Annotated in this window: 23 protein-coding genes and 1 tRNA gene; 9 read left to right on the forward strand and 15 right to left on the reverse strand. The window is 29.9% G+C overall.

Features of this window, described 5'->3' with window-relative positions; all coding sequences use genetic code 11:
• Window positions 1-164: 164 nt before the first annotated feature.
• The 6 genes from CPIN17260_RS08660 (at window position 165) to CPIN17260_RS08685 (ending at window position 3,717) form a co-directional block, all read left to right on the forward strand.
• The gene (locus tag CPIN17260_RS08660; RefSeq protein ID WP_078406266.1) at window positions 165-539 is read left to right on the forward strand and encodes a rhodanese-like domain-containing protein; all 375 of its coding nucleotides are present in this window, start codon (window positions 165-167) and stop codon (window positions 537-539) included.
• Window position 540: 1 nt separating this feature from the next.
• Complete coding sequence (locus tag CPIN17260_RS08665) at window positions 541-915, forward strand: rhodanese-like domain-containing protein (protein WP_078440890.1); 375 nt, start codon at window positions 541-543, stop codon at window positions 913-915.
• Between the two features lie 79 nt (window positions 916-994).
• Window positions 995-1,071, forward strand: a tRNA-Ile gene (locus CPIN17260_RS08670).
• A gap of 204 nt (window positions 1,072-1,275) precedes the next feature.
• On the forward strand, window positions 1,276-1,944 hold the full coding sequence (locus CPIN17260_RS08675) for a class I SAM-dependent methyltransferase (RefSeq protein ID WP_078388112.1): 669 nt from the start codon (window positions 1,276-1,278) through the stop codon (window positions 1,942-1,944).
• Window positions 1,945-1,990: 46 nt separating this feature from the next.
• Window positions 1,991-3,490 carry an AMP-binding protein gene (locus CPIN17260_RS08680; protein WP_157887350.1) on the forward strand — a complete coding sequence of 500 codons (1,500 nt, stop codon included), beginning with the start codon at window positions 1,991-1,993 and terminating at the stop codon, window positions 3,488-3,490.
• The gene (locus CPIN17260_RS08685) at window positions 3,487-3,717 is read left to right on the forward strand and encodes a hypothetical protein (RefSeq protein WP_069632717.1); all 231 of its coding nucleotides are present in this window, start codon (window positions 3,487-3,489) and stop codon (window positions 3,715-3,717) included. The genes CPIN17260_RS08680 and CPIN17260_RS08685 overlap by 4 nt, the downstream gene beginning before the upstream one ends.
• 319 nt (window positions 3,718-4,036) lie before the next feature.
• On the opposite strand, the gene CPIN17260_RS08690 is transcribed toward CPIN17260_RS08685, so the two are convergent.
• Window positions 4,037-4,267: an acyl carrier protein gene (locus CPIN17260_RS08690; protein ID WP_069632716.1), complete on the reverse strand. Its 231-nt coding sequence runs from the start codon at window positions 4,265-4,267 to the stop codon at window positions 4,037-4,039.
• Window positions 4,268-4,408: 141 nt separating this feature from the next.
• On the opposite strand from CPIN17260_RS08690, the gene CPIN17260_RS08695 reads away from it, so the two are divergent.
• Window positions 4,409-5,194, forward strand: coding sequence for an AAC(3) family N-acetyltransferase (locus CPIN17260_RS08695; protein ID WP_078440891.1), 786 nt, complete (start codon window positions 4,409-4,411; stop codon window positions 5,192-5,194).
• Window positions 5,195-5,265: 71 nt separating this feature from the next.
• A complete protein-coding gene (locus CPIN17260_RS08700; RefSeq protein ID WP_078440892.1) occupies window positions 5,266-5,937 on the forward strand; it encodes a class I SAM-dependent methyltransferase in 672 nt (223 codons plus the stop codon).
• 259 nt (window positions 5,938-6,196) lie between these two features.
• On the opposite strand, the gene CPIN17260_RS08705 is transcribed toward CPIN17260_RS08700, so the two are convergent.
• Both CPIN17260_RS08705 and CPIN17260_RS08710 read right to left on the reverse strand, forming a co-directional pair.
• A complete protein-coding gene (locus CPIN17260_RS08705) occupies window positions 6,197-6,454 on the reverse strand; it encodes an acyl carrier protein (protein ID WP_141080337.1) in 258 nt (85 codons plus the stop codon).
• A 41-nt stretch (window positions 6,455-6,495) separates the two neighbouring features.
• A complete protein-coding gene (locus CPIN17260_RS08710; RefSeq protein WP_078398169.1) occupies window positions 6,496-7,551 on the reverse strand; it encodes a Rossmann-fold NAD(P)-binding domain-containing protein in 1,056 nt (351 codons plus the stop codon).
• A 143-nt stretch (window positions 7,552-7,694) separates the two neighbouring features.
• Here CPIN17260_RS08710 and CPIN17260_RS08715 point away from each other — a divergent pair, with 143 nt between their 5' ends.
• Window positions 7,695-8,474, forward strand: coding sequence for an AAC(3) family N-acetyltransferase (locus CPIN17260_RS08715; RefSeq protein WP_069632711.1), 780 nt, complete (start codon window positions 7,695-7,697; stop codon window positions 8,472-8,474).
• A 32-nt stretch (window positions 8,475-8,506) separates the two neighbouring features.
• Here CPIN17260_RS08715 and CPIN17260_RS08720 read toward each other — a convergent pair whose 3' ends face one another.
• From CPIN17260_RS08720 to glmM, 12 genes are all read right to left on the reverse strand, one after another.
• A complete protein-coding gene (locus CPIN17260_RS08720; RefSeq protein ID WP_078440893.1) occupies window positions 8,507-9,991 on the reverse strand; it encodes an amino acid adenylation domain-containing protein in 1,485 nt (494 codons plus the stop codon).
• 16 nt (window positions 9,992-10,007) lie between these two features.
• Window positions 10,008-11,294 carry a DUF4910 domain-containing protein gene (locus tag CPIN17260_RS08725; protein WP_078440894.1) on the reverse strand — a complete coding sequence of 429 codons (1,287 nt, stop codon included), beginning with the start codon at window positions 11,292-11,294 and terminating at the stop codon, window positions 10,008-10,010.
• Window positions 11,295-11,316: 22 nt separating this feature from the next.
• Complete coding sequence (locus CPIN17260_RS08730) at window positions 11,317-12,891, reverse strand: class I SAM-dependent methyltransferase (RefSeq protein WP_078440895.1); 1,575 nt, start codon at window positions 12,889-12,891, stop codon at window positions 11,317-11,319.
• An 85-nt stretch (window positions 12,892-12,976) separates the two neighbouring features.
• On the reverse strand, window positions 12,977-14,527 hold the full coding sequence (locus CPIN17260_RS08735) for a flagellin B (protein WP_078440896.1): 1,551 nt from the start codon (window positions 14,525-14,527) through the stop codon (window positions 12,977-12,979).
• 380 nt (window positions 14,528-14,907) lie between these two features.
• On the reverse strand, window positions 14,908-15,282 hold the full coding sequence (locus tag CPIN17260_RS08740) for a HepT-like ribonuclease domain-containing protein (RefSeq protein ID WP_078388125.1): 375 nt from the start codon (window positions 15,280-15,282) through the stop codon (window positions 14,908-14,910).
• The gene (locus CPIN17260_RS08745) at window positions 15,275-15,598 is read right to left on the reverse strand and encodes a nucleotidyltransferase family protein (RefSeq protein WP_069633445.1); all 324 of its coding nucleotides are present in this window, start codon (window positions 15,596-15,598) and stop codon (window positions 15,275-15,277) included. The genes CPIN17260_RS08740 and CPIN17260_RS08745 overlap by 8 nt, the downstream gene beginning before the upstream one ends.
• Window positions 15,599-15,818: 220 nt before the next feature.
• A complete protein-coding gene (locus tag CPIN17260_RS08750; RefSeq protein WP_078440897.1) occupies window positions 15,819-17,345 on the reverse strand; it encodes a flagellin B in 1,527 nt (508 codons plus the stop codon).
• 275 nt (window positions 17,346-17,620) lie between these two features.
• Window positions 17,621-17,899: a helix-turn-helix domain-containing protein gene (locus CPIN17260_RS08755; RefSeq protein ID WP_078440898.1), complete on the reverse strand. Its 279-nt coding sequence runs from the start codon at window positions 17,897-17,899 to the stop codon at window positions 17,621-17,623.
• A 323-nt stretch (window positions 17,900-18,222) separates the two neighbouring features.
• Window positions 18,223-18,657 (reverse strand): protoporphyrinogen oxidase HemJ, encoded by a 435-nt coding sequence (gene hemJ, locus CPIN17260_RS08760; RefSeq protein WP_069633368.1) that lies wholly within the window; start codon window positions 18,655-18,657, stop codon window positions 18,223-18,225.
• Between the two features lie 9 nt (window positions 18,658-18,666).
• Complete coding sequence (locus CPIN17260_RS08765; protein WP_069633369.1) at window positions 18,667-19,026, reverse strand: NINE protein; 360 nt, start codon at window positions 19,024-19,026, stop codon at window positions 18,667-18,669.
• The gene (lspA, locus tag CPIN17260_RS08770; RefSeq protein ID WP_078388131.1) at window positions 19,019-19,471 is read right to left on the reverse strand and encodes a signal peptidase II; all 453 of its coding nucleotides are present in this window, start codon (window positions 19,469-19,471) and stop codon (window positions 19,019-19,021) included. Before lspA ends, CPIN17260_RS08765 begins: the two co-directional genes overlap by 8 nt.
• 3 nt (window positions 19,472-19,474) lie before the next feature.
• Window positions 19,475-20,815 carry a phosphoglucosamine mutase gene (gene glmM, locus CPIN17260_RS08775; RefSeq protein ID WP_078440899.1) on the reverse strand — a complete coding sequence of 447 codons (1,341 nt, stop codon included), beginning with the start codon at window positions 20,813-20,815 and terminating at the stop codon, window positions 19,475-19,477.
• Window positions 20,816-20,976 lie beyond the last annotated feature (161 nt).

Here is a 20,976-nt window from a genome sequence, read left to right on the forward strand (position 1 = left end):
CAATTGTATGCGATGGCTATTAATATTATGCATTACGTACTTTTAAATATATTTTTATTTTTTTATTTTTTTTATGTATAAATATTATAATAAAAAATTGTGTTTTTATTTAGTTTTTTATTATATATTATGCTCAATATAAAAAATATAAGGATAAAAAATTTATGAATAAGTCGCTACTTCCTTTTGCGTGTTGTGCCACTCTTTTTGGAGAGATTGTAAGCATGCCAGCTAATATTGATAATATATCAAAAATAGATCAAATAGTAGACATAAGAACTCCTGCAGAATGGCGCGAAACAGGAATAATCAAAGGAGCTAAAACTATAACTCTTATCAATAACAAAAATGAGTTCATCAACAGCTTAAAATCAAGCATAGACATAAAAAAGCCATTTGCTTTGATATGCAGAAGCGGACACAGAAGCATGATGGCTACTCACATGATAGATTCTCATGATATTAAAGTTATAAATTTAGAGGGCGGAATGATGAAAATTATGAGCGAAGGTTATAAAACTGTTCCTTACAAGGATTAAAATGAAAAAGATATCCATATTAGCATTTTGTGTGCTAGACCTGTTTTCACAAGTTGCATCTATCCCAGCAACCCCTGCAAATGTAGAAAAATTTGATCAAATCATAGATATGAGAGTGCCGATAGAAATAAGAGAAACAGGGATAATAAAAGGTGCAAAGATTATTGAGTTTAGTAAAGACAAAAGAAAACTTTGGAGCGAAATCAACGATAAAGTAGATATAACAAAACCATTTGCTATTATTTGTAGAAGTGGAAGAAGAAGTGCTTTTGTTGCTGACCTCATAGATACGCCTGATTTGAATATAACTATCTTTGAAGGCGGAATGAGAGCTCTTAGCAAACAAGGATATATAACTACACCTTATGAAAAATAATAATTGAATTATCTAAAAAATTTATTTTTGTATAAGGTTATTTTTTGTATAATTCCAACTTCTTTAACTTAACTTATGTGGGTTCATAGCTCAGTTGGTTAGAGCATCCGGCTCATAACCGGATGGTCCCAGGTTCGAGTCCTGGTGAACCCACCACTATTTTTCAAAATTTATACATATTTTTTCAACACAGACATTATAATTTACAAAAAACATACAATGAAACTCTTTTCTCATGTATTTTTTTATCAAATCACAAATATCATCTTTAAATCGCAATAAAACAACTTTTAGATTTAATGCCTAATTAATATCATGTTGTTTATAATACTAAATTAATTAAAAGCTGGGAGATCTAATATGTCAAATATATCGCATTGGAATGATTTTTTACAAGATAAAAAACGTCATGCAAGATACCCAGAATCAGAGTTAGTAAGCTTTGTCTTTATAAATTTTCCAAAAAATGGAAATGTATTAGATCTTTATTGTGGCGGAGGAAGACATACTAAGTTTTTAGCCGAAAATGGATTTAATACTTATGCTTGTGACGTAACCACAAGCGGTGTTGAACATACTAAAAATCTATTACAAGAATCAAATTTAAAAGCGGATGTGCAATTTATCAAGGCTGGCGATGATTTACCATATAATGATAACTTTTTTGATGGCATAGTTTGTTATGGTGCATTATACTATGCAACAAAAGAAGAGATAGAAAAATCAGCCTATGAATTTTATAGAATTTTAAAAAATGGTGCTAAGGCATATATAAAAGTAAGAAGCATACAAGATTATAGATATAAAAATAGCATAAAAAATAGTAAATATGAAATAATAATAAACGAGCAAGATAACAAAAAACAAGCATACAAAGAAAATGGATTAAAGTGTTATTATTTTGACAAAGAAGAAGCCTTGAGGATATTTTCCAAGACATTTAAAAATATACAAATAGACAGATTTTCTTTAAGTCACGAAAACGATACATTTTTAGATGATCAATTATTGATAACATTGACAAAATAAAAAAATATAATTCTTGCGCATAACATAAACATTAAGGATAAAATCTTTGGAAAATAATGTACTATACTGGCTAGAAAAACAGGCAAACGAAAATCCAAACAAGATAGCTTTCAAAGATATACACGAAGAAATTACATTTAAAAATTTAACAGAGCTATCAAAAAGGGTCGGGAGTTATCTTGAAGCAAAACCAGTAGTTATATATATGGAAAAATCAATAAAATGCCTAGCTATAATGTTTGGTAGCGTTTATGCTGGTGGATTTTATAGCATTATAGACACATCGCTACCAAAACAAAGAGCATTAAAAATAGCAAATGCACTAAATGCTTCTATAGTAGTATGCGATAATGATAATTATAACAAAGCTATTGAAATTTTTGGTACTAATATGGTTGTAAAAGCCGATATTATATTAAATACAAATATTAACAATAAAAAATTAAAAGCTACAAGAGAATCGCATACAGATTTAAAACCTTTATACTGTAATTTTACAAGCGGAAGTACTGGAGAACCAAAAGGAGTGCTTATAAGCCATTCTAATGTGCTTGATTTTATACCGATTTTCACTAAAACATTAAAAATCTCAAGCGAAGATATACTTGCAAACCAAGCTCCATTTGATTTTGATTTAAGCGTGAAAGACATATATTCTGGGCTATATTTGGGTGCAACCGTGCTATTGATACCTAAAAAATACTTTACGAACCCTATATCTTTGATGGATTATTTACATAATTCAAAAGTAAATACTCTAATATGGGCCGTTAGTGCTTTAGTATTTTTATCAACTATGCGAGCTTTGAGCTATAAAAAGTTAGATATAAAAAAGATAATTTATAGTGGCGAAATAATGCCAAAAATGCATTTAAATAGAATAAAATATTATTTACCAGACTGCACATTTATAAATGCTTATGGACCAACAGAGATTACTTGCAACTGCACCTATCATATACTAAAAGATGAAGACTTTGATAAGGATAATGTCGCCATAGGCAAGGCCTTTGAAAATAGAAAAGTATTTTTAATGCAGGATGAAAAAATCATAAACGAGCCAAATAAAATAGGCGAAATTTGCGTATCTGGTCGTTGCTTAGCTATTGGGTATTTAAATTTTATAAAAGAAGACGCCTTTATACAAAATCCTATGAATTTAAGCTACAATGAGAGAGTGTATAAAACTGGTGATTTAGGTTTTTTAGATGAGCAAGGTGACTTGCACTACAAAGGTAGAGCTGATTTTCAGATAAAAAGATTAGGACATAGGATAGAGCTAATAGAGATAGAAACTGAGGTTTTAAATTTAGGACTTGATATAGAAAGGGCTTGCGCAGTATGGGAAAAAGAGAAATTAGCCTTGTTTTTTGAAGGAAATGCCGATAAAAATGAGATTTTAAATACACTAAAGCAAAGACTTCCTATATTTATGCTGCCAAATATTATCTACAAAGAGGACAAACTTCCTATAAATAAAAATGGCAAGATAGATAGAGCAAAATTAAATAAAAAAATACACAATGATGACAAAGGTAAAATATGAAAGAAATAATAAATATTTTAAAAAAGATAAACAACACAATTGATTACGAAAAAGAAATCAACATGGTAGAGCGTGGACTATTTTCATCATTTGATATCTTACAATGCATTACTGAAATTGAAGAAGAGTTTAATATAGAAATTCCACCAGAATATATAAATCATGATAATTTTAGTTCTGCTCAAAACATACATAAAATGATAGAAAATATAAAATCAAAGATATAAAATAAAAAATGTTTTCCATTAAAACAGAATTTTTTGATGATTTGATAAAATATACAATAGCACATACTATAACTAAACACGATGGGTTATTATTGAATATTTACAAAAAATCACGTATTTTATATAAAAATTCATTAAGGTAAATCTTGGATTATGAATTAGTCTTTTATAGACCGCAAGAGTTGCAACACTTAAAAAATAGCACACCAAAAGCCAAGAAATTAGTGAGTTTATTATGTGCGGTTGATCTAAAAATCTGGAACTTGTTGACGATGCTTAATTTTAATATAATACTAGAGCATAATAGATATCATATATTTTAATTTAATGTTTGTATTTTTTTAACCATTTTACTAATATTTTTTTCTGACTGAAAATTATCTTGTTTTATATAACTAGCTGGAATTTTTATGCTAAAATTTTTCTCAATCAAAGCAATGCATTCTATTATATCAAAAGATGAAAAAAGACCATCGTCTATCAGTTTTTCTTCTTTATCATAATCAATCTCATCGTTTATTTCTTGTAGCAAATCTCTAATTTTTTTCATAATTTGGCCTAAAAGATAATATTTTATTAATTTAATATATTATACTAAAATTTTATTTATATATACTTTTTAAAAAAATTATTATTCAATACATCTGAAATATAATATAATATAATATAAAAAAAATTAAAAGAATAAAACATGAAAGAGTTATTTAGTTTTGATGATAAAAAATTTACAGATAAGGATTTGCTTTTATACCTAAAAAGATTAGGTATAAAAGATGGTGATTGTATATGCATACATAGTAGAATATTTGAATTTGGAAAACCTCTTTTAAAGCCGGATGAACTACTATATAGTATTTGTAATGTATTTTTAGATGCTGTTGGAGAAAAAGGAACAGTTTTAATGCCAACTTTCACATATAGTTTTTGTAAAAATGAGATATATGACAAGATAAATTCGAAAAGCAGGGTTGGGGTATTGGGTGAGTTTTTTAGAAAAATGGATGGAGTTAAAAGAACAAACGATCCTATATTTTCTTTTGCAGTATATGGAAAAAGAGCAGATGAGTTTTTAGCAGAAACAGATAATTGTTTTGGTGAAAATAGCCCTTATGATATTTTAGCTAAAAAAAATGGAAAGGTTGTTATGTTTGGGCTTAAAGAAGATGGATATACATTTTACATCTACACAGAGCAACAAGCAAATGTAAGTTATAGATATTTTAAAGAATTTAGTGGAACTATCATAGATGAACATGGAAAGTCTAAAGAAAAAACCATTAAATACTATGTTAGAAACCTAGATATAAATCCTATATTGGATTCCAATAAAAGATTAAAAATACTTGAAGATCATAATATACTAAAAGTTGAAAATTTTGCTGGTTCTATCATATGCTCTATAGATGCAAAAAAAGATTTAGATCTTGCATTATCAACACTTAAACTAGATGAGTTGTATTTTAATCTTAAATTATAACTATTAAATTTATACTTTACGATAGATAAGATATAATATGATAATTTAAATTTATAAAAAAAGGAATAAATATGCAATCAAACAAAGATTTTTGGTCAGACACATTTAAAAACAAAAAAGACAACACAAGATATCCGGATACAGAATTTGTGGCATTTTGTTTTAGAAATTTAACAGAAAAAGCAAGTGTTTTGGATCTTTGTTGTGGTGCCGGAAGACATGTAAGGTTTTTATCGGAGAATGATTTTAAAACTTATGCTTGCGATGTAGCAGAAGGTGCCATAGAATACACAAGCAATCTAATAAACTCATTAAATTTAAAAGCCGATTTAAAGGTTATCAAAACCATAGCAAATTTACCTTATGATAATAATACATTTGATGCCCTAATATCTTCTAATGCATTATTTTATGCAACAAAAGATGAATTGGAACAAAATGCGCATGAAATATATAGAGTTTTAAAAGAAGGCGGAAAAGCTTTCTTGATTCTAAGAAGCACAAACGACTATAGACATATAAATGCAATACAAAATGGAAAATATGATGTTATAGTAGATGAAAAAGATAGTTCTAGACAAGGCTATAAAGAAAATGGCATGAAATGCCATAACTTTGACAAAGAAGAAGTTTTTAGGATATATTCCAAAGCTTTTAAAAATATAGAAATCAACAAAATAACAATATCTCGTCAAAATGATACTATTTTAGATGAAAGCTTTATTGTTATACTAACAAAATAATACATAATGGCTAGTTTAGCCATTATGTTTAATGATGTTTTTTAATTATATTAAAAAACATATACATTTGTAGCTTATCTCTTTAAAAATCATTTCCAAACCAAAGCTTCGATGCTCTTTCTTAAGCTCGTTGGTTTTACACCATAGGCTATTTTATCCACGTATATCAATAGTCTCTTTATCGCTACAAAAGATTATAAATTCTAAAACAAGTTCTCAAGAATCAATTAATAAATAAATTAATGTTATTTAAAATTCACTATTGTATTATTAAACAGTTGGATGTGGTATGCTGCAATTTATTAATCATTTTATGCATTGCTTTTGCTGATTGAAAATTTTCCTCTACTACATATTCTATCGGTATTGTTATGTCGAATTCTTCTTCAAATGCGGTTATGCTTTCCAAGATCTCAAATGATGAAAAAAGAGCATCATCAATTAATTTTTCTTCAGCTTCATAATCAATCTCATCGTTTATGTTTTTTAAAATCTCATAAAGTTTTTCCAATACCACCTCCTTATTTTATATTAATTAAATATATAAAATAAATGCCTCTAAAATATCTTGTGTCCTATTTTTAATTCTTTTGCTTTTTGATATACGTTAAAACCCAAGGCTAAATCCTCTAAAGATAATCCACTACTTGAAAATATAGTTGGCAAATCATTGTCTTTTGTATGATTTTTTTTAGTAATTATTTCTCCAATATCAAAAATATCAGACTTTTTTATTTTTCCTTCCAAATATAAATCAGCAAATTTATTTCCTATAAAACCAGCATACTTATATGCAGGAAACCCTAGCTCATTTTCATAACTTTCATACATTGCAAAAAGATCACAAACTTTGTTTGAACCATTTACTAAAACACTATCTGGAAAATGGGCAAAAGCAGAGCATAAAAATAATGATTTTGGTTTCATCCAATCTTTTTTCACAAAAGGCATATCAGATATTTTATCAAAAGATAACAAAGTATTTATGCTTACTATATCAGCATCTTTTACAGCATCTTCAACTTTGCTAACTATATGTATTTTTACATCTTTATATTTATCTTGAATATTTTGTACAAAAACATCTATGCTTTTTTTACCTCTTCCCTTTACAAAAATATCTTTTATACCCTTGAAATGATTTAAAATTCCAGTAGTTATTAAAGTATTTATTACACCAGGTCCTATTATGGCTAAACTTTTTGCTTCTTTTTGTGCTAAAAACATTGCAGCCAACAGGCTAACAGCTGCTGTTCTGTATTGTGTTATTAAATTTGCATCCATAATAGCCAAAGGAATTCCACTATATGAATCATTAAGAACTAATAAATAATTTGATTCTTTATTTGAATCTACTAACTTTAGCATAGGTCCATGCCATTTCATACCAGTAATATTAAAAGAACCGCCAAGATAGCCTGGCATCGCTATAAACATTCTTTCTTTATCTTGTTTTTTATAAGATATTCTTGCGCCATGTGATGAACCAAACCTACCACTTAAACTGTAGTCTTTGTTGCTAATAGCAATAAAACATTCTTTCATTACTTCTACAACTAAATCTATATTATCTTGTATAATATTTTTAACATCATTATCGCTTATATAGATCACTTAAAATCCTTAATGTTAAAATAATAATATATTACCACAAGTTATTTAAATTTATATATAAAATAATAAGTCACAAAAGTGATAATTTATTGATTTTTTGCTAACATTTGCTAACATTAATAAAAATAAAAAACGAGAATTAAATGAAAGAATTATTTGCTTTTAATGGAAAAACTTTTTCCAATGAAGACTTATCTCAGTGCTTAAGTGAACTTGGTATAAAAAATGGTGATATCATATGTATACATAGTAGCATATTTAAATTTGGAAAACCTCTTGCCAAACCAGATGATTTACTTTTAAGTATTTGCAATACTTTTATCAAAGCAGTTGGAGAAGATGGAACTGTTCTTATGCCAACCTTTACATATAGTTTTTGTAAAAATCAGGTATATGATAAAATAAACTCAAAAAGCACAGTAGGGGTGCTTGGTGAGTTTTTTAGAAAAATGAATGGAGTTAAAAGAACAAACGATCCTATATTTTCTTTTGCAGTATATGGAAAAAGAGCGGATGAGTTTTTAGTAGAAATTGATAATTGTTTTGGAGAAAATAGTCCTTATGATATTTTAGCTAAAAAAAATGGAAAGGTTGTTATGTTTGGACTAAAAGAAAGCGGGCATTCTTTTCATATGTATGTGGAACAAAAAGCTGGAGTAAGCTATAGATATTTTAAGACATTTAGTGGAATTATTGTAGATGAGAATGGCAAGCAAAAGCAAAAGAGTATAGATTATTTTGTTAGAGATTTAGATATAAATCCTATAACTGATACACAAAAAAGAGCAACGATGCTAAGGGAATATAAGATATCAAAAATCAAAGATTTTGCCGGATCTGTAATATGTGTAATAGATGCTAAGAAAAATTTAGATATGTTTTTAGAAATCTTAAAAGAAGATGAAAAATGCTTTATACTTTAGAATAAAGCACTAAACCCAAGCATTCATCTTTATCATACTCCTAGGAGTTGTCTATCTATCTTGCCATTTTGATTATACCTAAAACCATCTAATTTTATATATTTTCTTGGAATCATATAAGATGGCAACTTATCTTTTAAAAAAATTTTGATATCTATCTTTTCTTTTGACTCATAAAAACAATGTATCTTGTCATCTAAAAATACACAAGCACAATTTAATATATCCTTATGTGAGTTTATAATGCTTTCTATCTCACCAAGTTCAACCCTATGACCTAAAACTTTTATTTGTCCGTCAGATCTTCCAAGACATAAAAGCTCTCCATGCTCATTATACTTTACTATATCGCCGGTTTTGTAAATTTTATCTTCATAATTATCATGCAAAGGATTTTGTATAAAAGCCTTGTTTGTCTTTTCTTTATCGCCGTAATACCCAACACTAAGCCCTGTGCCTCTTACATAAAGCTTACCTTTTGACTGTGTATTGTTATTATCAATCAAACTCATATCATCATCAAATACCAAAAGCTGCATATTTTTACAAGCTCTGCCTATAGGAAGTATCTCATCATCTTTGAAATCTCTATCGCATATATAATAAGAACATACATCGGTTATCTCTGTAGGACCATATAAATTTGCAAAAATTGTATCTTTTAAGCACTTTCTTAATATATTAAGCTGCTTGTTTGGCATTGGTTCGCCACAAAATAAAACTTTTTTTAAATATGGTAAATACACATCTTGAAAAGCATTGGTATTTGCAAAATAGATTAATACAGATGGAACCCAAAATATAAAAGAGACCTTATGTTTTTTTATATACTCTATTATTTTTATTGGAAAAGAAAAAAGACTATTTGGAACTATATGTAAAGTAGCTCCGGTCTTAATGGTGCTAAATATATCAAGTATAGAATTATCAAAATAAAAAGGTGCTTGATTGACCAACACTTCATCTTTTGTTATATCAAATGTTTCGCACACCCAAGATGTGTAGTCTATAACACTTTTGTGCATTATACTAACACCCTTTGGTGTGCCAGTAGAACCAGATGTAAAAAACACATAAAGTAAGTCAGTATCTATTTGATTTTCTTTTGCTATTTTTAATTTATTTTCATCTATACTAAAGCTTTTAAAATCTTCACAAAATATAGTCGGCAAATCTAAAAAATCCAGCTTGTTTTCTTTACTCGTTATCAAAAGACTAGGTTTTAATGTATCTACTATTTTAAGTATTCTTTCTTTAGGTGTATTTTCATCTATAAGTGTATAAAAGTTTCCACTTCTTGCAACACCTAAAAAAGACACCAAGCACTCTATTGATTTTGGTAGCATGATCAATACAGGCTTTCTGCTTACACCATATTCTAATATCTTACTAGCTACTTTTTTGCTTGATATATTAAACTCCAAGTAGCTTATATTTCTATCATCTTGAACAAAAGCTATTTTATCCGGATAAAGACTAGATGTGTTATCTAAGAAATCACAAACATTTTTTATCATTTAAATCCTTGTATTATCAATTAACAGTTCTTATCAAATCATTTTCAACCAAAGCTTCAATAATATACTTAAACTCATTTAGTTTCATACCATCGCCCATTTTATCCACTATATCAATGGCATCATTTTTGCCATCACAAAATGCTAAAAATTTTCTATAAAAATAAGCTCTATTGTTTTGTATAGCTGAAGTGCCTGAATTAAATGTCGGATAAAGTCCTCTTTTGCCTAGATTTGGCTCACAAAATACATTTGATATAAACTTTTCATTAAGCTCTAAAGACATAATTATATCTTTCATAGTTTGCAAGCTATTTTCAAGTCCTTTTTGGCTTACATAGCTTAAATCATCTTTTGAAGTATGATACTGCTCAAACTCGCCGTATTTTGTCCTACAAATCCCACAAACAGGCAAATCAACCAAAGGAGAGCAATACTGTCTCTCATCACTACCAGCATCCAAAAAGCTAAATTCCTTAAAGTTCTGCTTATCTTTCATTATATGAAAAGCTACTTTTTCAGCTAGATTGTCCTCACTAGGTGAATGTATAAGCGAATAAGCATCATCATCGCCCACACAAGATAAAACAAAACCAGCTTTTACATTTTCTTGTAAGATTTTTAAATTTCTTGATAGATAAACAATAGAGCCAATAGTCTCAGGTATAAAGACAAATCTATAATTATATTTTAAATCATCTCTTTGTATAAGCCATTTTGCAAGGTAAGCACTAACAGCTGGACCGCTTAGCTCGTTATTTGCCATAGATGGATGACAAAGATATGTTGATATCAAAATTTCTTCTTTTGTATCTGTGTTAGCTTTGATGACAAAATCACCATAGTTTAAAACACCATCTTTGTTAAAACTAGAATCTATAAAAACTCTGTATTTGCCATCTTTTAGTTTTTGTCTTTCATTGTGAGCTATACAAAAACCCCATCTTCTTTTATAATAACTTGTAGTATATGGTATAGCATCTGGTAAACTTGGCAAAGAGTATAAATGCTCTTCAAGCTCTTTTAGATCTACAACCTTATCTGTAGGCTCAGAGTAGTTTAAAACATGTAAATTATTTACCTTAAAATCACAAATTTTATTGCCATCTGGATCTATTATATAAGCATCATTTATATTCCACTCATCAGGCACAACCCAGTCAAAAACCTCGCTACCGCTTTTTATCTCGTGTAAATTTATAATGCCACCTAGCTCTTGATTTATTATATCAAGGCTTTTTCTAAATCCTTCTCCGGTTATAGAACGACAAATTGGAAAAAGTTTTTTTATAAGTTCCTGCAATTATTATACCTTTTTATAATCTCTAAAATCTCTCAAAAAAATGCATCTGTGCTAGTATGTTTTCAATATCCATAACATACTCAAGTGCAAATTTATTTAGTTTGCTTTTACTTGTTATATCTTTTTTATTGTCATCTTTTAGTGTTATGTTGTTGTTTTTTAGATATTTTATAAAATCACCTGCTATATCATGAATGGTATTTTTGCCATCAAATTTTAACATGATATAAAAATCATATTTTTTGGTATCTATAAAAAGCTCATTAAACTCAGTTGCAAAACCTATGACAGGATTATCTGTTTTTAAAAAATACCTTATGTATGGCACAAGCTTTGGCTTTAGTCTAGTTTGATTTATCTCATAACGAATAGTTTCATATGGTTTTGATAAAAATACAGTATTTTTTTTAAGAAGTTCTATAAAACCTAGATATGAGTCTAGTTTGAGCTTTGGGTCTATCAAAGTCAACACATCTGCTAAATTTATACTAGATGGATACATGCTATTAAAAAGCTCATATAGCCAATTATAATCATTTGGCATTATCTGTTTTTTCTTGTTTGTGTATATATCATTATCTTTTGTAAAGTGTTCGATAATATGAAGTTTGCTTATCTCATTTACCCCTATATCTTGTTTTAGCTCCTTAAAGGTATCACTATGGACAATAAGACTTTGTCTAAATGTCCTAAAAGTAGCAAAGTCCATAAACTGCTCTTCATCTATCCTATCTTTAAAGTTTTGTTTCATAAATTCATCTGCACCTTCACTATCTCCAAGCATTGGAGCAAATATATCATTCATATCAATCTCGCACAGATATTCTAACGAGTGTTTTGAAAGATCATTTGCAAAATCTCTAAAATAAAAGGGATCATTTATGGTTTCAAGATATTCGTGTGCCATATACGAACTGTCATATTTTAAAATTTTTTCTATCCACTCTAATGATATTTTTGACTCATTATCATCTTTTTTTAAAAGATAGTCTTTGTATACCCTTAACCCTTCTTTGGCTAGACTCAGCTTTTCGATAAGTGTTTGTCCATCTTTTGATACAAACTGCATATAGTCTTTAACAACTTCTTTAAATTTCCACCCAGGATAGACATTATAAGATACGTAAGCTACTCCATTTTTTGCTAAGTAATTTTTTATAGTTTTTAGTATAGCCTCTTTTACAAAATCAGGCACCCAACTATATACCCCATGACATATGATATAATCAAACTTTTCATATCTAGCTAAAATCTCATCTGCTTTTGTTATATCGCCACATATAAGCTCTAGATTTTGAAGCTCTAAGTTACTCACTATCTCTTTGCCTTGCTTTATCTGCTCACGACTTAGATCAACGCCTACTATGGTAGCATTTGGATTATGCAGGGCAAATGGTATGAGATTTCCACCAAAAGAGCATCCTATCTCAAGTATCTTTGCATTTTCTGATGGTTTTGTGTCAAGCGATAAAAGCTTAGCACAAGCTTCAAGTTTCAAAGGGGAACATTGAGCAAAAGCAGATGATTTATATGTCATCTCATCATAGGAGGTTGAAAGCTCATCTACTATATCTTGTTGTTTGTCTGCGTCTGTCATTTTATATCCTAAAAATATTTTAGGAATTATACTATAAAAGTATCCCTACCACCAAGAGCAGTAGGGATAAAAGAGTATTAAAAAACTATTGTAATAATTTTAATACGTTTTGTTGAACGCTATTAGCTTGACTCATAGCATAAGAGCCTGATTGAGCTAGTATGTTGTATTTTGAGAAGTTTGCTGATTCTGCTGCAAAGTCTACATCTCTTATTTGTGATTCTGCTGATTTTACATTTACCTGTGTTACTGTTATGTTATTTACAGTAGCTACTAGTTGGTTTTGAACAGAACCAAGATCAGATCTGATAAAGTCAAGTGTTCTTTGAGCTGACTCTGCTATATCCATAACAGCCATAGCACCACGTAGAGTCATAACACCAGCTGATTGAGGGGACTCCATTTCTCCTTTTGACATACGTTGAAATCCCATAGCCGCAGCTACCTTAGCATCTATCTGTCCTTTTATCTCTCTAAGTGATACTGAATGCTGAGAGCCACCCTCATCACCATTCTGTCCAGCACTAAATGCTGTAGAGAAAGCTCCATTGCTTTTACCTTGATCTCCGCCACTTATCTTTATATCTCTACCATCAAGACGAACAAGGTTAAGACGACCTACAAACATATTATCACCTAGCATCTTGCCGACCTTTGCAGACATACCAAGAGCTTCGCCTACTTTATTGTTTTGACCATCATCACCTGTCATTTTTATAGCACGACCATCACGACTTGTAAGTACAAGCTTACCTTGAGGATCTATAGAGGCTTCTACACCTGTTTGATCTTTTACAGAGTTTATGGCATTTACAAGGGTTCCATTTTCATCATTTGCTTTTACATCAAGATCACCTATTTTAACACCATTTATAGTTAGAGATCTTATTGTTCCACCTGATATAGCTTTTTCTGCTATTGCTGTAACATCAAATGTAGCTCTTACACCTGTTTTATCTGCTACTTTGTTGATATTTTCAGCTAAAGCACCAAGACCTTTACCAAGACCCGTTGATATAACAGTAGCAGCTACTTTTACATTGTTTATACCATCAACGTTTATAAATGTAAGTGATACTGCACCAGCCGCACCTGTTATCAACTTACTACTCTCAAACCTAGTAAGTCCTATCTTATCAGATGTAGTAGCACCTATGCTAGATTTTACTGTTTGGTTTGAGTATGCACCTATTTGAAACTCTTTATTTGAGAATGTTCCATTTAGTAGTTGTTGACCGTTAAATGATGTAGAGTTACCTATGTTATCTAGTTCTTCCATAAGTCTTACTATGTCAGCTTGTAGTGCTTGTCTTGATCTTGTTGTTTGACCATCTTGAGCTGCTTGAGTAGCTTTTACTTTGATAGTATCAAGTATTTTAAGTTGCTCATCCATAGCTTTATCAGCTACTTGTATGATACCTATAGCATCATTACCATTTGCTATAGCTTGACCTAAAGCACTTGCTTGTGATCTTAAACTATCTGCAATAGCTAGACCAGAAGCATCATCTGCTGCTGTTTGAATTCTCAAACCTGATGAAAGTCTACCTAGAGAGTTAGATAAGTTTCTGTTGTTACCAACTGCATTTGCATGTGAGTTCATAGCATTAATGTTTGTATTAATTCTAAAGCTCATTATAAATCCTTTTAATGTTTAATTAATAACCTATCCTTATGGTTATTTGATAATTAAATCGGTTCAAAATTTAGAACCTTTAGGGGGGGGGAGCAAGAAAATGTGAAAAAAATGCAAATTTTTTAGGAATTTTGTGAATTTTTTAAAATTTATATGAGAATTTTTTAAAGATAAAGATTATTTCAAATAGATTTAAAAATTTAATAAATCAAAATTCTGATTTTAAAAAATTTTATTAGTTTCGTTGCAGCTTAAACGTTGAGTAAAATGAAAAATTGTTTGATTGAATTTTGGATAAATTTATATGTTTTAAAATATTTAGAAATTAATTTTAATGATATTTACAAAAATTTAAATACTTTACTTTTTTATCAAAATATTCAATCTTTTTGCAAATCTTTTTTGGTTTCTTTTAAAACTTCTTGTATGCTTTTTTTAAAATTTGGCAATATTTCACGAATAATTTTTTCTATGATTTCGTTTTCTATGTTGTCATAATCATGCGAAGACCAATTTCTAATACTTCTTATTCCCTTTAAATCTTTTTGATCAAATCTACTTAATGTTTTATACTCTTGTGCTTTTTCCATTTTTTCAAATTGCTGATGAATCACATCAAAGTGTTTCATTATGGCTGGTTTTGCAAGTTTTTCATCTTTTAATGCTTCAACCGTGCCTTTTTCTTTACAAATATCAAATATTTGATCTATTTTTTCTATAGCTAAACACAATCTATATACTACTTTACTAGACAAAAATAGCTCCTTTTGTAATCTTGTTGTTATATAGTCTTTCTTTATTGTAATAATCACAAATATCAACAGATTTGTGAAATTTAGCTGAAATTTTTGCCTTTAATTTTTCTAAATATTCAAGTATACCATAAACATCAAGCCTATCTAAAAAATCTATCTTATCTGCAAAAATAACTATATCAATATCTGAGTTTTCATCTGCATATCCTTTAGCATAGCTTCCAAAAAGTCCTATTTCTTTGATACCATCTTCTTGAAGCTGTGGCTTTATTTGAGCTAAATATTTAAGTATCTCTTCTTTTGTCAAAACAGACATTTTATATCCTTAATTGTTTTTTAAATAATTAAACCCTTTGTTATCTATGATTTACAAGTTTTTCTTAAGCAAAATCTATTTTTGATCAACAAACAATATAATAAATTTTTAGAGATAAAAATAAGCTTATAAAATCATATGATGGTAAGAAAAATTTAATTTTTGCTTTTTATGATATAAATTTTACAGCCAAAACTTTTGGCTGTAAAGAATAATTAAATTACTGAAGTAATTTTAATACGTTTTGTTGAACACTATTAGCTTGACTCATAGCATAAGAGCCTGATTGAGCTAGTATGTTGTATTTTGAGAAGTTTGCTGATTCTGCTGCAAAGTCTACATCTCTTATTTGTGATTCTGCTGATTTTACGTTTACCTGTGTTACTGTTATGTTATTTACAGTAGCTACTAGTTGGTTTTGAACAGAACCAAGATCAGATCTAATAAAGTCTAGTGTTCTTTGAGCTGACTCGGCTATATCCATAACAGCCATAGCACCACGTAGTGTCATAACACCTGCTGATTGGGCAGAGGTCATTTCTCCTTTTGTCATTCTTTGAAATCCCATAGCTGCAGCAGTATTTGAAGCTATCTGTCCTTTTATCTCTCTTAGTGATACAGATGCTTGATTTCCACCATCAGCACTAAATGCGACAGAAAATTTACCACTATTATCACTACTACTTATCTTTATATCTCTACCATCAAGTCTTACAAGGTTAAGGCGACCGATAAACATGTTTTTACTTAGTGAAATCTTATCTGACACACCTAAACGCGCACCGATTTTATCATCACCTGCTTTTTCTCCGCCAGAAATTTTTATAGCACGACCATCACGACTTGTAAGCACAAGCTTTCCTTGTGGATCTATAGATGCTTCTACACCTGTTTGATCTTTTACAGAGTTTATGGCATTTACAAGGGTTCCATTGCTATCATTTGCTTTAACCTCAAGATCACCTATTTTAACACCATTTATATTTAATGAAACTATAGATCCAGCAGTAATAGCTTTACTGGCTATAATAGTTACATCAAACGTAGCTCTTACACCACTTTGATCTGCTACTTTGTTGATGTTTTCAGCTAAAGCACCAATACCTTTGCCAAGACCATAAGATAGTTCTGTAGCTGCAACTTTTACATTGTTTATACCATCTACGTTTATAAAGGTAAGTGTTACTGCACCAGCCGCACCTGCTGTTATCAGCTTGCTACTCTCAAACCTAGTAAGTCCTATCTTATCAGATGTAGTAGCACCTATGCTAGATTTTACTGTTTGGTTTGAGTATGCACCTATTTGAAACTCTTTATTTGAGAATGTTCCATTTAGTAGTTGTTGACCGTTAAATGATGTAGAGTTACCTATGTTATCTAGTTCTTCCATAAGTCTTACTATGTCAGCTTGTAGTGCTTGTCTTGATCTTGTTGTTTGACCATCTTGAGCTGCTTGAGTAGCTTTTACTTTTATAGTATCAAGTATTTTAAGTTGTTCATCCATAGCTTTATCAGCTACTTGTATGATACCTATAGCATCATTACCATTTGCTATAGCTTGACCTAAAGCACTTGCTTGTGATCTTAAACTATCTGCAATAGCTAGACCAGAAGCATCATCTGCTGCTGTTTGAATTCTCAAACCTGATGAAAGTCTACCTAGAGAGTTAGATAAGTTTCTGTTGTTACCAACTGCATTTGCATGTGAGTTCATAGCATTAATGTTTGTATTAATTCTAAAGCTCATTATAAATCCTTTTAATGTTTAATTAATAACCTATCCTTATGGTTATTTGCTAATAAAATCGGTTTAAAATTTAAAAACTTTATAGTTAAAATGAAAAAATTTGTAAAAAATGCAAAATTTTTGAAAAATATCAAAATTTGGTTATTATTTATAATAAAAATGATAAAAAAAACAAAGTAAATTTTAAACCAAAAAATATAACTTATCATAAAAAGTCATATACTAAAATCATATAAAGATTTTTTATATTATTCAAAGAATTATGAAATTAAAGATTATTGTATAGAAATTTTAAGCTCTTTTAACCCCACAGCTTTAGCATATTTTAAAATCGTGCTAAATTTTGAATCTATCGACTGTTCAAATCTAGCTAAATTTGACTGCTTCATATTCATTTTTTTAGCAATCTGTGTTTGTGTCATATTGCTTTTGATTCTAGCTTTTATAAGTTGTTTTTTAAGTTCAAATTCATGTATTAAAGCTTCATACTCTTTTTTAAACTCTTCATCTTTCATCATCTCGTTAAATACACTATCAAAACTAATTGTTCCCATTTTCAAATTCTTTTAATCTAGCTTTTGCTATTTGTATTATTGATCTTGGTAGTTTATCTTTTTTTGACTGCACTTATTAATACTAAAATTTGCTTTTTTGATAACAATAGATACTTCGCGCTATACCTTCACTTGATTTTGTTTTTATTTCCAAAACCCATCTTGCAAACTTTTTGTGTGTGGTTTGCTAAGTTGGTTTCATTATACTATATAGCTACTTTAATATTTTTTTATTGATTAAATCATTAATGATACAAAAAGTCAAAAGATTTTAATATAAAATTTGCCAGCAAAAAGATATATTTCACTAGCAAAATGCAAAATCAAAATGGATTTACTATCATAATCCAAATAATTACAAGCATACAAACCGTAGGAACTTCGTTGTACGCTCTAAAAAACATACCATCTCTTTTACAGGTTTTGTTTTTTAGTTGTTTCATATAGCTACCAAGATGAAAATGATAAGCCGCCATAAGCACAACTATCACAAGCTTTAGATGAATATGTCCTGTTTTAAGCAAGTCAGGCATAGCCAAAAGTATCAAAGCACCAGTAGCAAAAGAGCCTATAAGCGCTGGATAGCCTATATATTTATACATCTTATATTCCATCACCTCAACTATCTTTACATACTCAGGATTGTGGATATTTTCAGCGTGATACACATAAAGTCTTGGCTGATAAAAAAGCATAGCCATCCAAGATATAAAAAATATGTAGTGTAAAAATTTAAAATATAAATAATAATCCGCCATCTTCTCCTCCTATCTAAATAAAATTTCTTTTTTGGCCTCAAGCTCGGCTTTTGTTATCTTGTTTTGTTCGTAAAGTTCATAAAGCTTTTTTAGCTCTTCTTCTTTGTCTTTTAGCTCTAGGTCTTTTTTAAAACTATCTTTTTTTAGGTTTTGTTCTATACAAACACCTATCAAAAACACATCCATAAGCCACCAAATACCCCAGATGATTAAAAATATCCAACCTATAAATATCCAAGCAAAAGCACTTCCGACAAAAAATAGTCCCATCATAAAAAAGCCACTTATAAACCTTCCAAGATAGAGCCTATGGGCACCAAGCCAACCCACAAAAAACCAAAGAGCATAAGCTATATAAGGGTTATTCATCTTTTTCCTTTTTAATGAAGTTTTTTATAATAATCAAAAACACAGATATGTTTATCATCACATCAGCGAAGTTAAATATCGCAAACTCAAACCACTTATGCCAAAATACATAATCAACCACTGCACCATAAGTAAACCTATCTAGTATGTTTGATATCCCAGAGCCAAAAATCATCGCAAAGTTTATTAGGTTTGATTTTAGGAGTTTTTTTTCATACAAAAGATAGCCAAATAGCGCAAAAATAAGTGCAATTTGCACAAATTTCAAGTTTTGGGCCAAAAATGCAAACATAGAAAAAGCGACACCGGTATTGTAAGCAAGGACAAGCGAGATATACTCGCCGTTAAGCTGATAGTTTGTGCTTACAAAAAAGTATTTTATAGCTTGGTCTATAACCAAGATAACAACAAAAACCGATAAAAAAGTATAAATTTGTCTTTTCAAAGCTTATCTATTTAGAGCTTTTTTGAAAAATGCTTTAACTTCTTGCATTTTATTATCTATCAAGGCTTCGTTTTTGCCTTCAAGCAAAAGCCTGATGACATTTTCTGTCCCAGAATACCTAAAAAGTGTCCTTATAGACTGTGCTTGAAGCTCTTGTTCTAGCTCTTTAAGCCCGTCAATCTCTTCAAGTGGTTTTTTATCCGTAACTTGAAGGTTGCATAAAATTTGCGGATATGGCTTTAGCTCGCTAAAAATTTTACTTACTTTCTTACCTTTTTTAAGTATCATAGCAACAACTTGCATAGCAGTCACCAAGCCATCGCCAGTCTTTGCATAATCATTAAAAATAACATGTCCGCTTTGCTCGCCTCCAAAGTTTATGCCATTTTCTTTCATCATCTCAAGCACATATTTATCGCCTACATTTGAACGAAGTAGCTTTATATCATTCGCTTTGAGATAGTCCTCCAAAGCCTGATTACTCATTATCGTTGCTACAAGTGCATTGCCTTTTAATGCTCCTTGCTGTGATAAAAACATGCTCAAAACACCAAGCAAAGCATCTCCATGAACTATATCGCCAAGCTCATCAACAACAACCAATCTATCAGCATCGCCATCAAAAGCAAAGCCTATATCAGCTCTAAGTCTTTGCACCTCACTAGCAAGGTACTCAGGGTGCAATGCACCGCAGTTTTGATTGATATTGATTCCATTTGGCTCATCGTTTAGCACAACTACATCTGCTCCAAGTTCGCTAAATACAGTCGGGGCTACCTTATAAGCCGCACCATTTGCCACATCTAGGACTATCCTCATATTTTTTAATGTTAGCTCTTTTGGAAATGAGTTTTTTATCTGAACGATGTATCGCCCTATCACATCATCTATCCTTTTGTTTGCACCGATTTGTGCCATAGTCTTTTGTGCATTTAGTATCATCTCATCATCAAAATATATATCTTCTATCTGTTTTTCTATATCTTTTGCAAGTTTATCACCGTTGCTATCAAAAAATTTTATGCCATTATCATAGTAAGGATTGTGACTAGCGCTTATCATTATGCCAGCATCACATCTCATATCTTCTGTCAAAAATGCAACCGCAGGGGTTGGCATAGGGCCTATCTGAAGGACATTGTACCCAACCGCTGTAAGTCCAGCGACTATGGCTGTTTCTATCATATAGCCACTTTTTCTAGTGTCTTTTCCGACTAATATCGTATTTGTATTTGAATGATCTCTAAAGTAAATTCCAGCTGCCATTGCGAGTTTCATAGCCGTTTGAGCTGATAGCTTTTCTCCGGCTTTTCCCCTGACACCATCTGTTCCAAAAAGTTTCATAATAAATCCTAAAGATTATAAATTTGGTATAGATTTTACCAAAAAAATGATAAAAATAGGTATTTGTTGTTTGTAAATTTAAGATTTTGAGTGGTAATTGGATATGAATTTGGCTACTGCAATATAGTTGTAAGTTATAGTTGTCTTTATAAAACATCCTA

It is taken from the genome of Campylobacter pinnipediorum subsp. pinnipediorum, assembly GCF_002021925.1.
Classification (GTDB): Bacteria; Campylobacterota; Campylobacteria; order Campylobacterales; family Campylobacteraceae; genus Campylobacter_A; species Campylobacter_A pinnipediorum.

Coding starts and splice junctions, on each gene's coding strand:
- CPIN17260_RS08675 (WP_078388112.1), top strand. CDS start 1,276: ATGTCAAATATATCGCATTGGAATGATTTTTTACAAGATAAAAAACGT.
- CPIN17260_RS08665 (WP_078440890.1), top strand. CDS start 541: ATGAAAAAGATATCCATATTAGCATTTTGTGTGCTAGACCTGTTTTCA.
- CPIN17260_RS08735 (WP_078440896.1), bottom strand. CDS start 14,527: ATGAGCTTTAGAATTAATACAAACATTAATGCTATGAACTCACATGCA.
- glmM (WP_078440899.1), bottom strand. CDS start 20,815: ATGAAACTTTTTGGAACAGATGGTGTCAGGGGAAAAGCCGGAGAAAAG.
- CPIN17260_RS08690 (WP_069632716.1), bottom strand. CDS start 4,267: ATGAAAAAAATTAGAGATTTGCTACAAGAAATAAACGATGAGATTGAT.
- CPIN17260_RS08755 (WP_078440898.1), bottom strand. CDS start 17,899: ATGGGAACAATTAGTTTTGATAGTGTATTTAACGAGATGATGAAAGAT.
- CPIN17260_RS08715 (WP_069632711.1), top strand. CDS start 7,695: ATGAAAGAATTATTTGCTTTTAATGGAAAAACTTTTTCCAATGAAGAC.
- CPIN17260_RS08720 (WP_078440893.1), bottom strand. CDS start 9,991: ATGATAAAAAATGTTTGTGATTTCTTAGATAACACATCTAGTCTTTAT.
- hemJ (WP_069633368.1), bottom strand. CDS start 18,657: ATGGCGGATTATTATTTATATTTTAAATTTTTACACTACATATTTTTT.
- CPIN17260_RS08695 (WP_078440891.1), top strand. CDS start 4,409: ATGAAAGAGTTATTTAGTTTTGATGATAAAAAATTTACAGATAAGGAT.
- CPIN17260_RS08700 (WP_078440892.1), top strand. CDS start 5,266: ATGCAATCAAACAAAGATTTTTGGTCAGACACATTTAAAAACAAAAAA.
- CPIN17260_RS08660 (WP_078406266.1), top strand. CDS start 165: ATGAATAAGTCGCTACTTCCTTTTGCGTGTTGTGCCACTCTTTTTGGA.
- CPIN17260_RS08750 (WP_078440897.1), bottom strand. CDS start 17,345: ATGAGCTTTAGAATTAATACAAACATTAATGCTATGAACTCACATGCA.
- CPIN17260_RS08685 (WP_069632717.1), top strand. CDS start 3,487: ATGAAAGAAATAATAAATATTTTAAAAAAGATAAACAACACAATTGAT.
- CPIN17260_RS08765 (WP_069633369.1), bottom strand. CDS start 19,026: ATGAATAACCCTTATATAGCTTATGCTCTTTGGTTTTTTGTGGGTTGG.
- CPIN17260_RS08745 (WP_069633445.1), bottom strand. CDS start 15,598: ATGTCTGTTTTGACAAAAGAAGAGATACTTAAATATTTAGCTCAAATA.
- CPIN17260_RS08730 (WP_078440895.1), bottom strand. CDS start 12,891: ATGACAGACGCAGACAAACAACAAGATATAGTAGATGAGCTTTCAACC.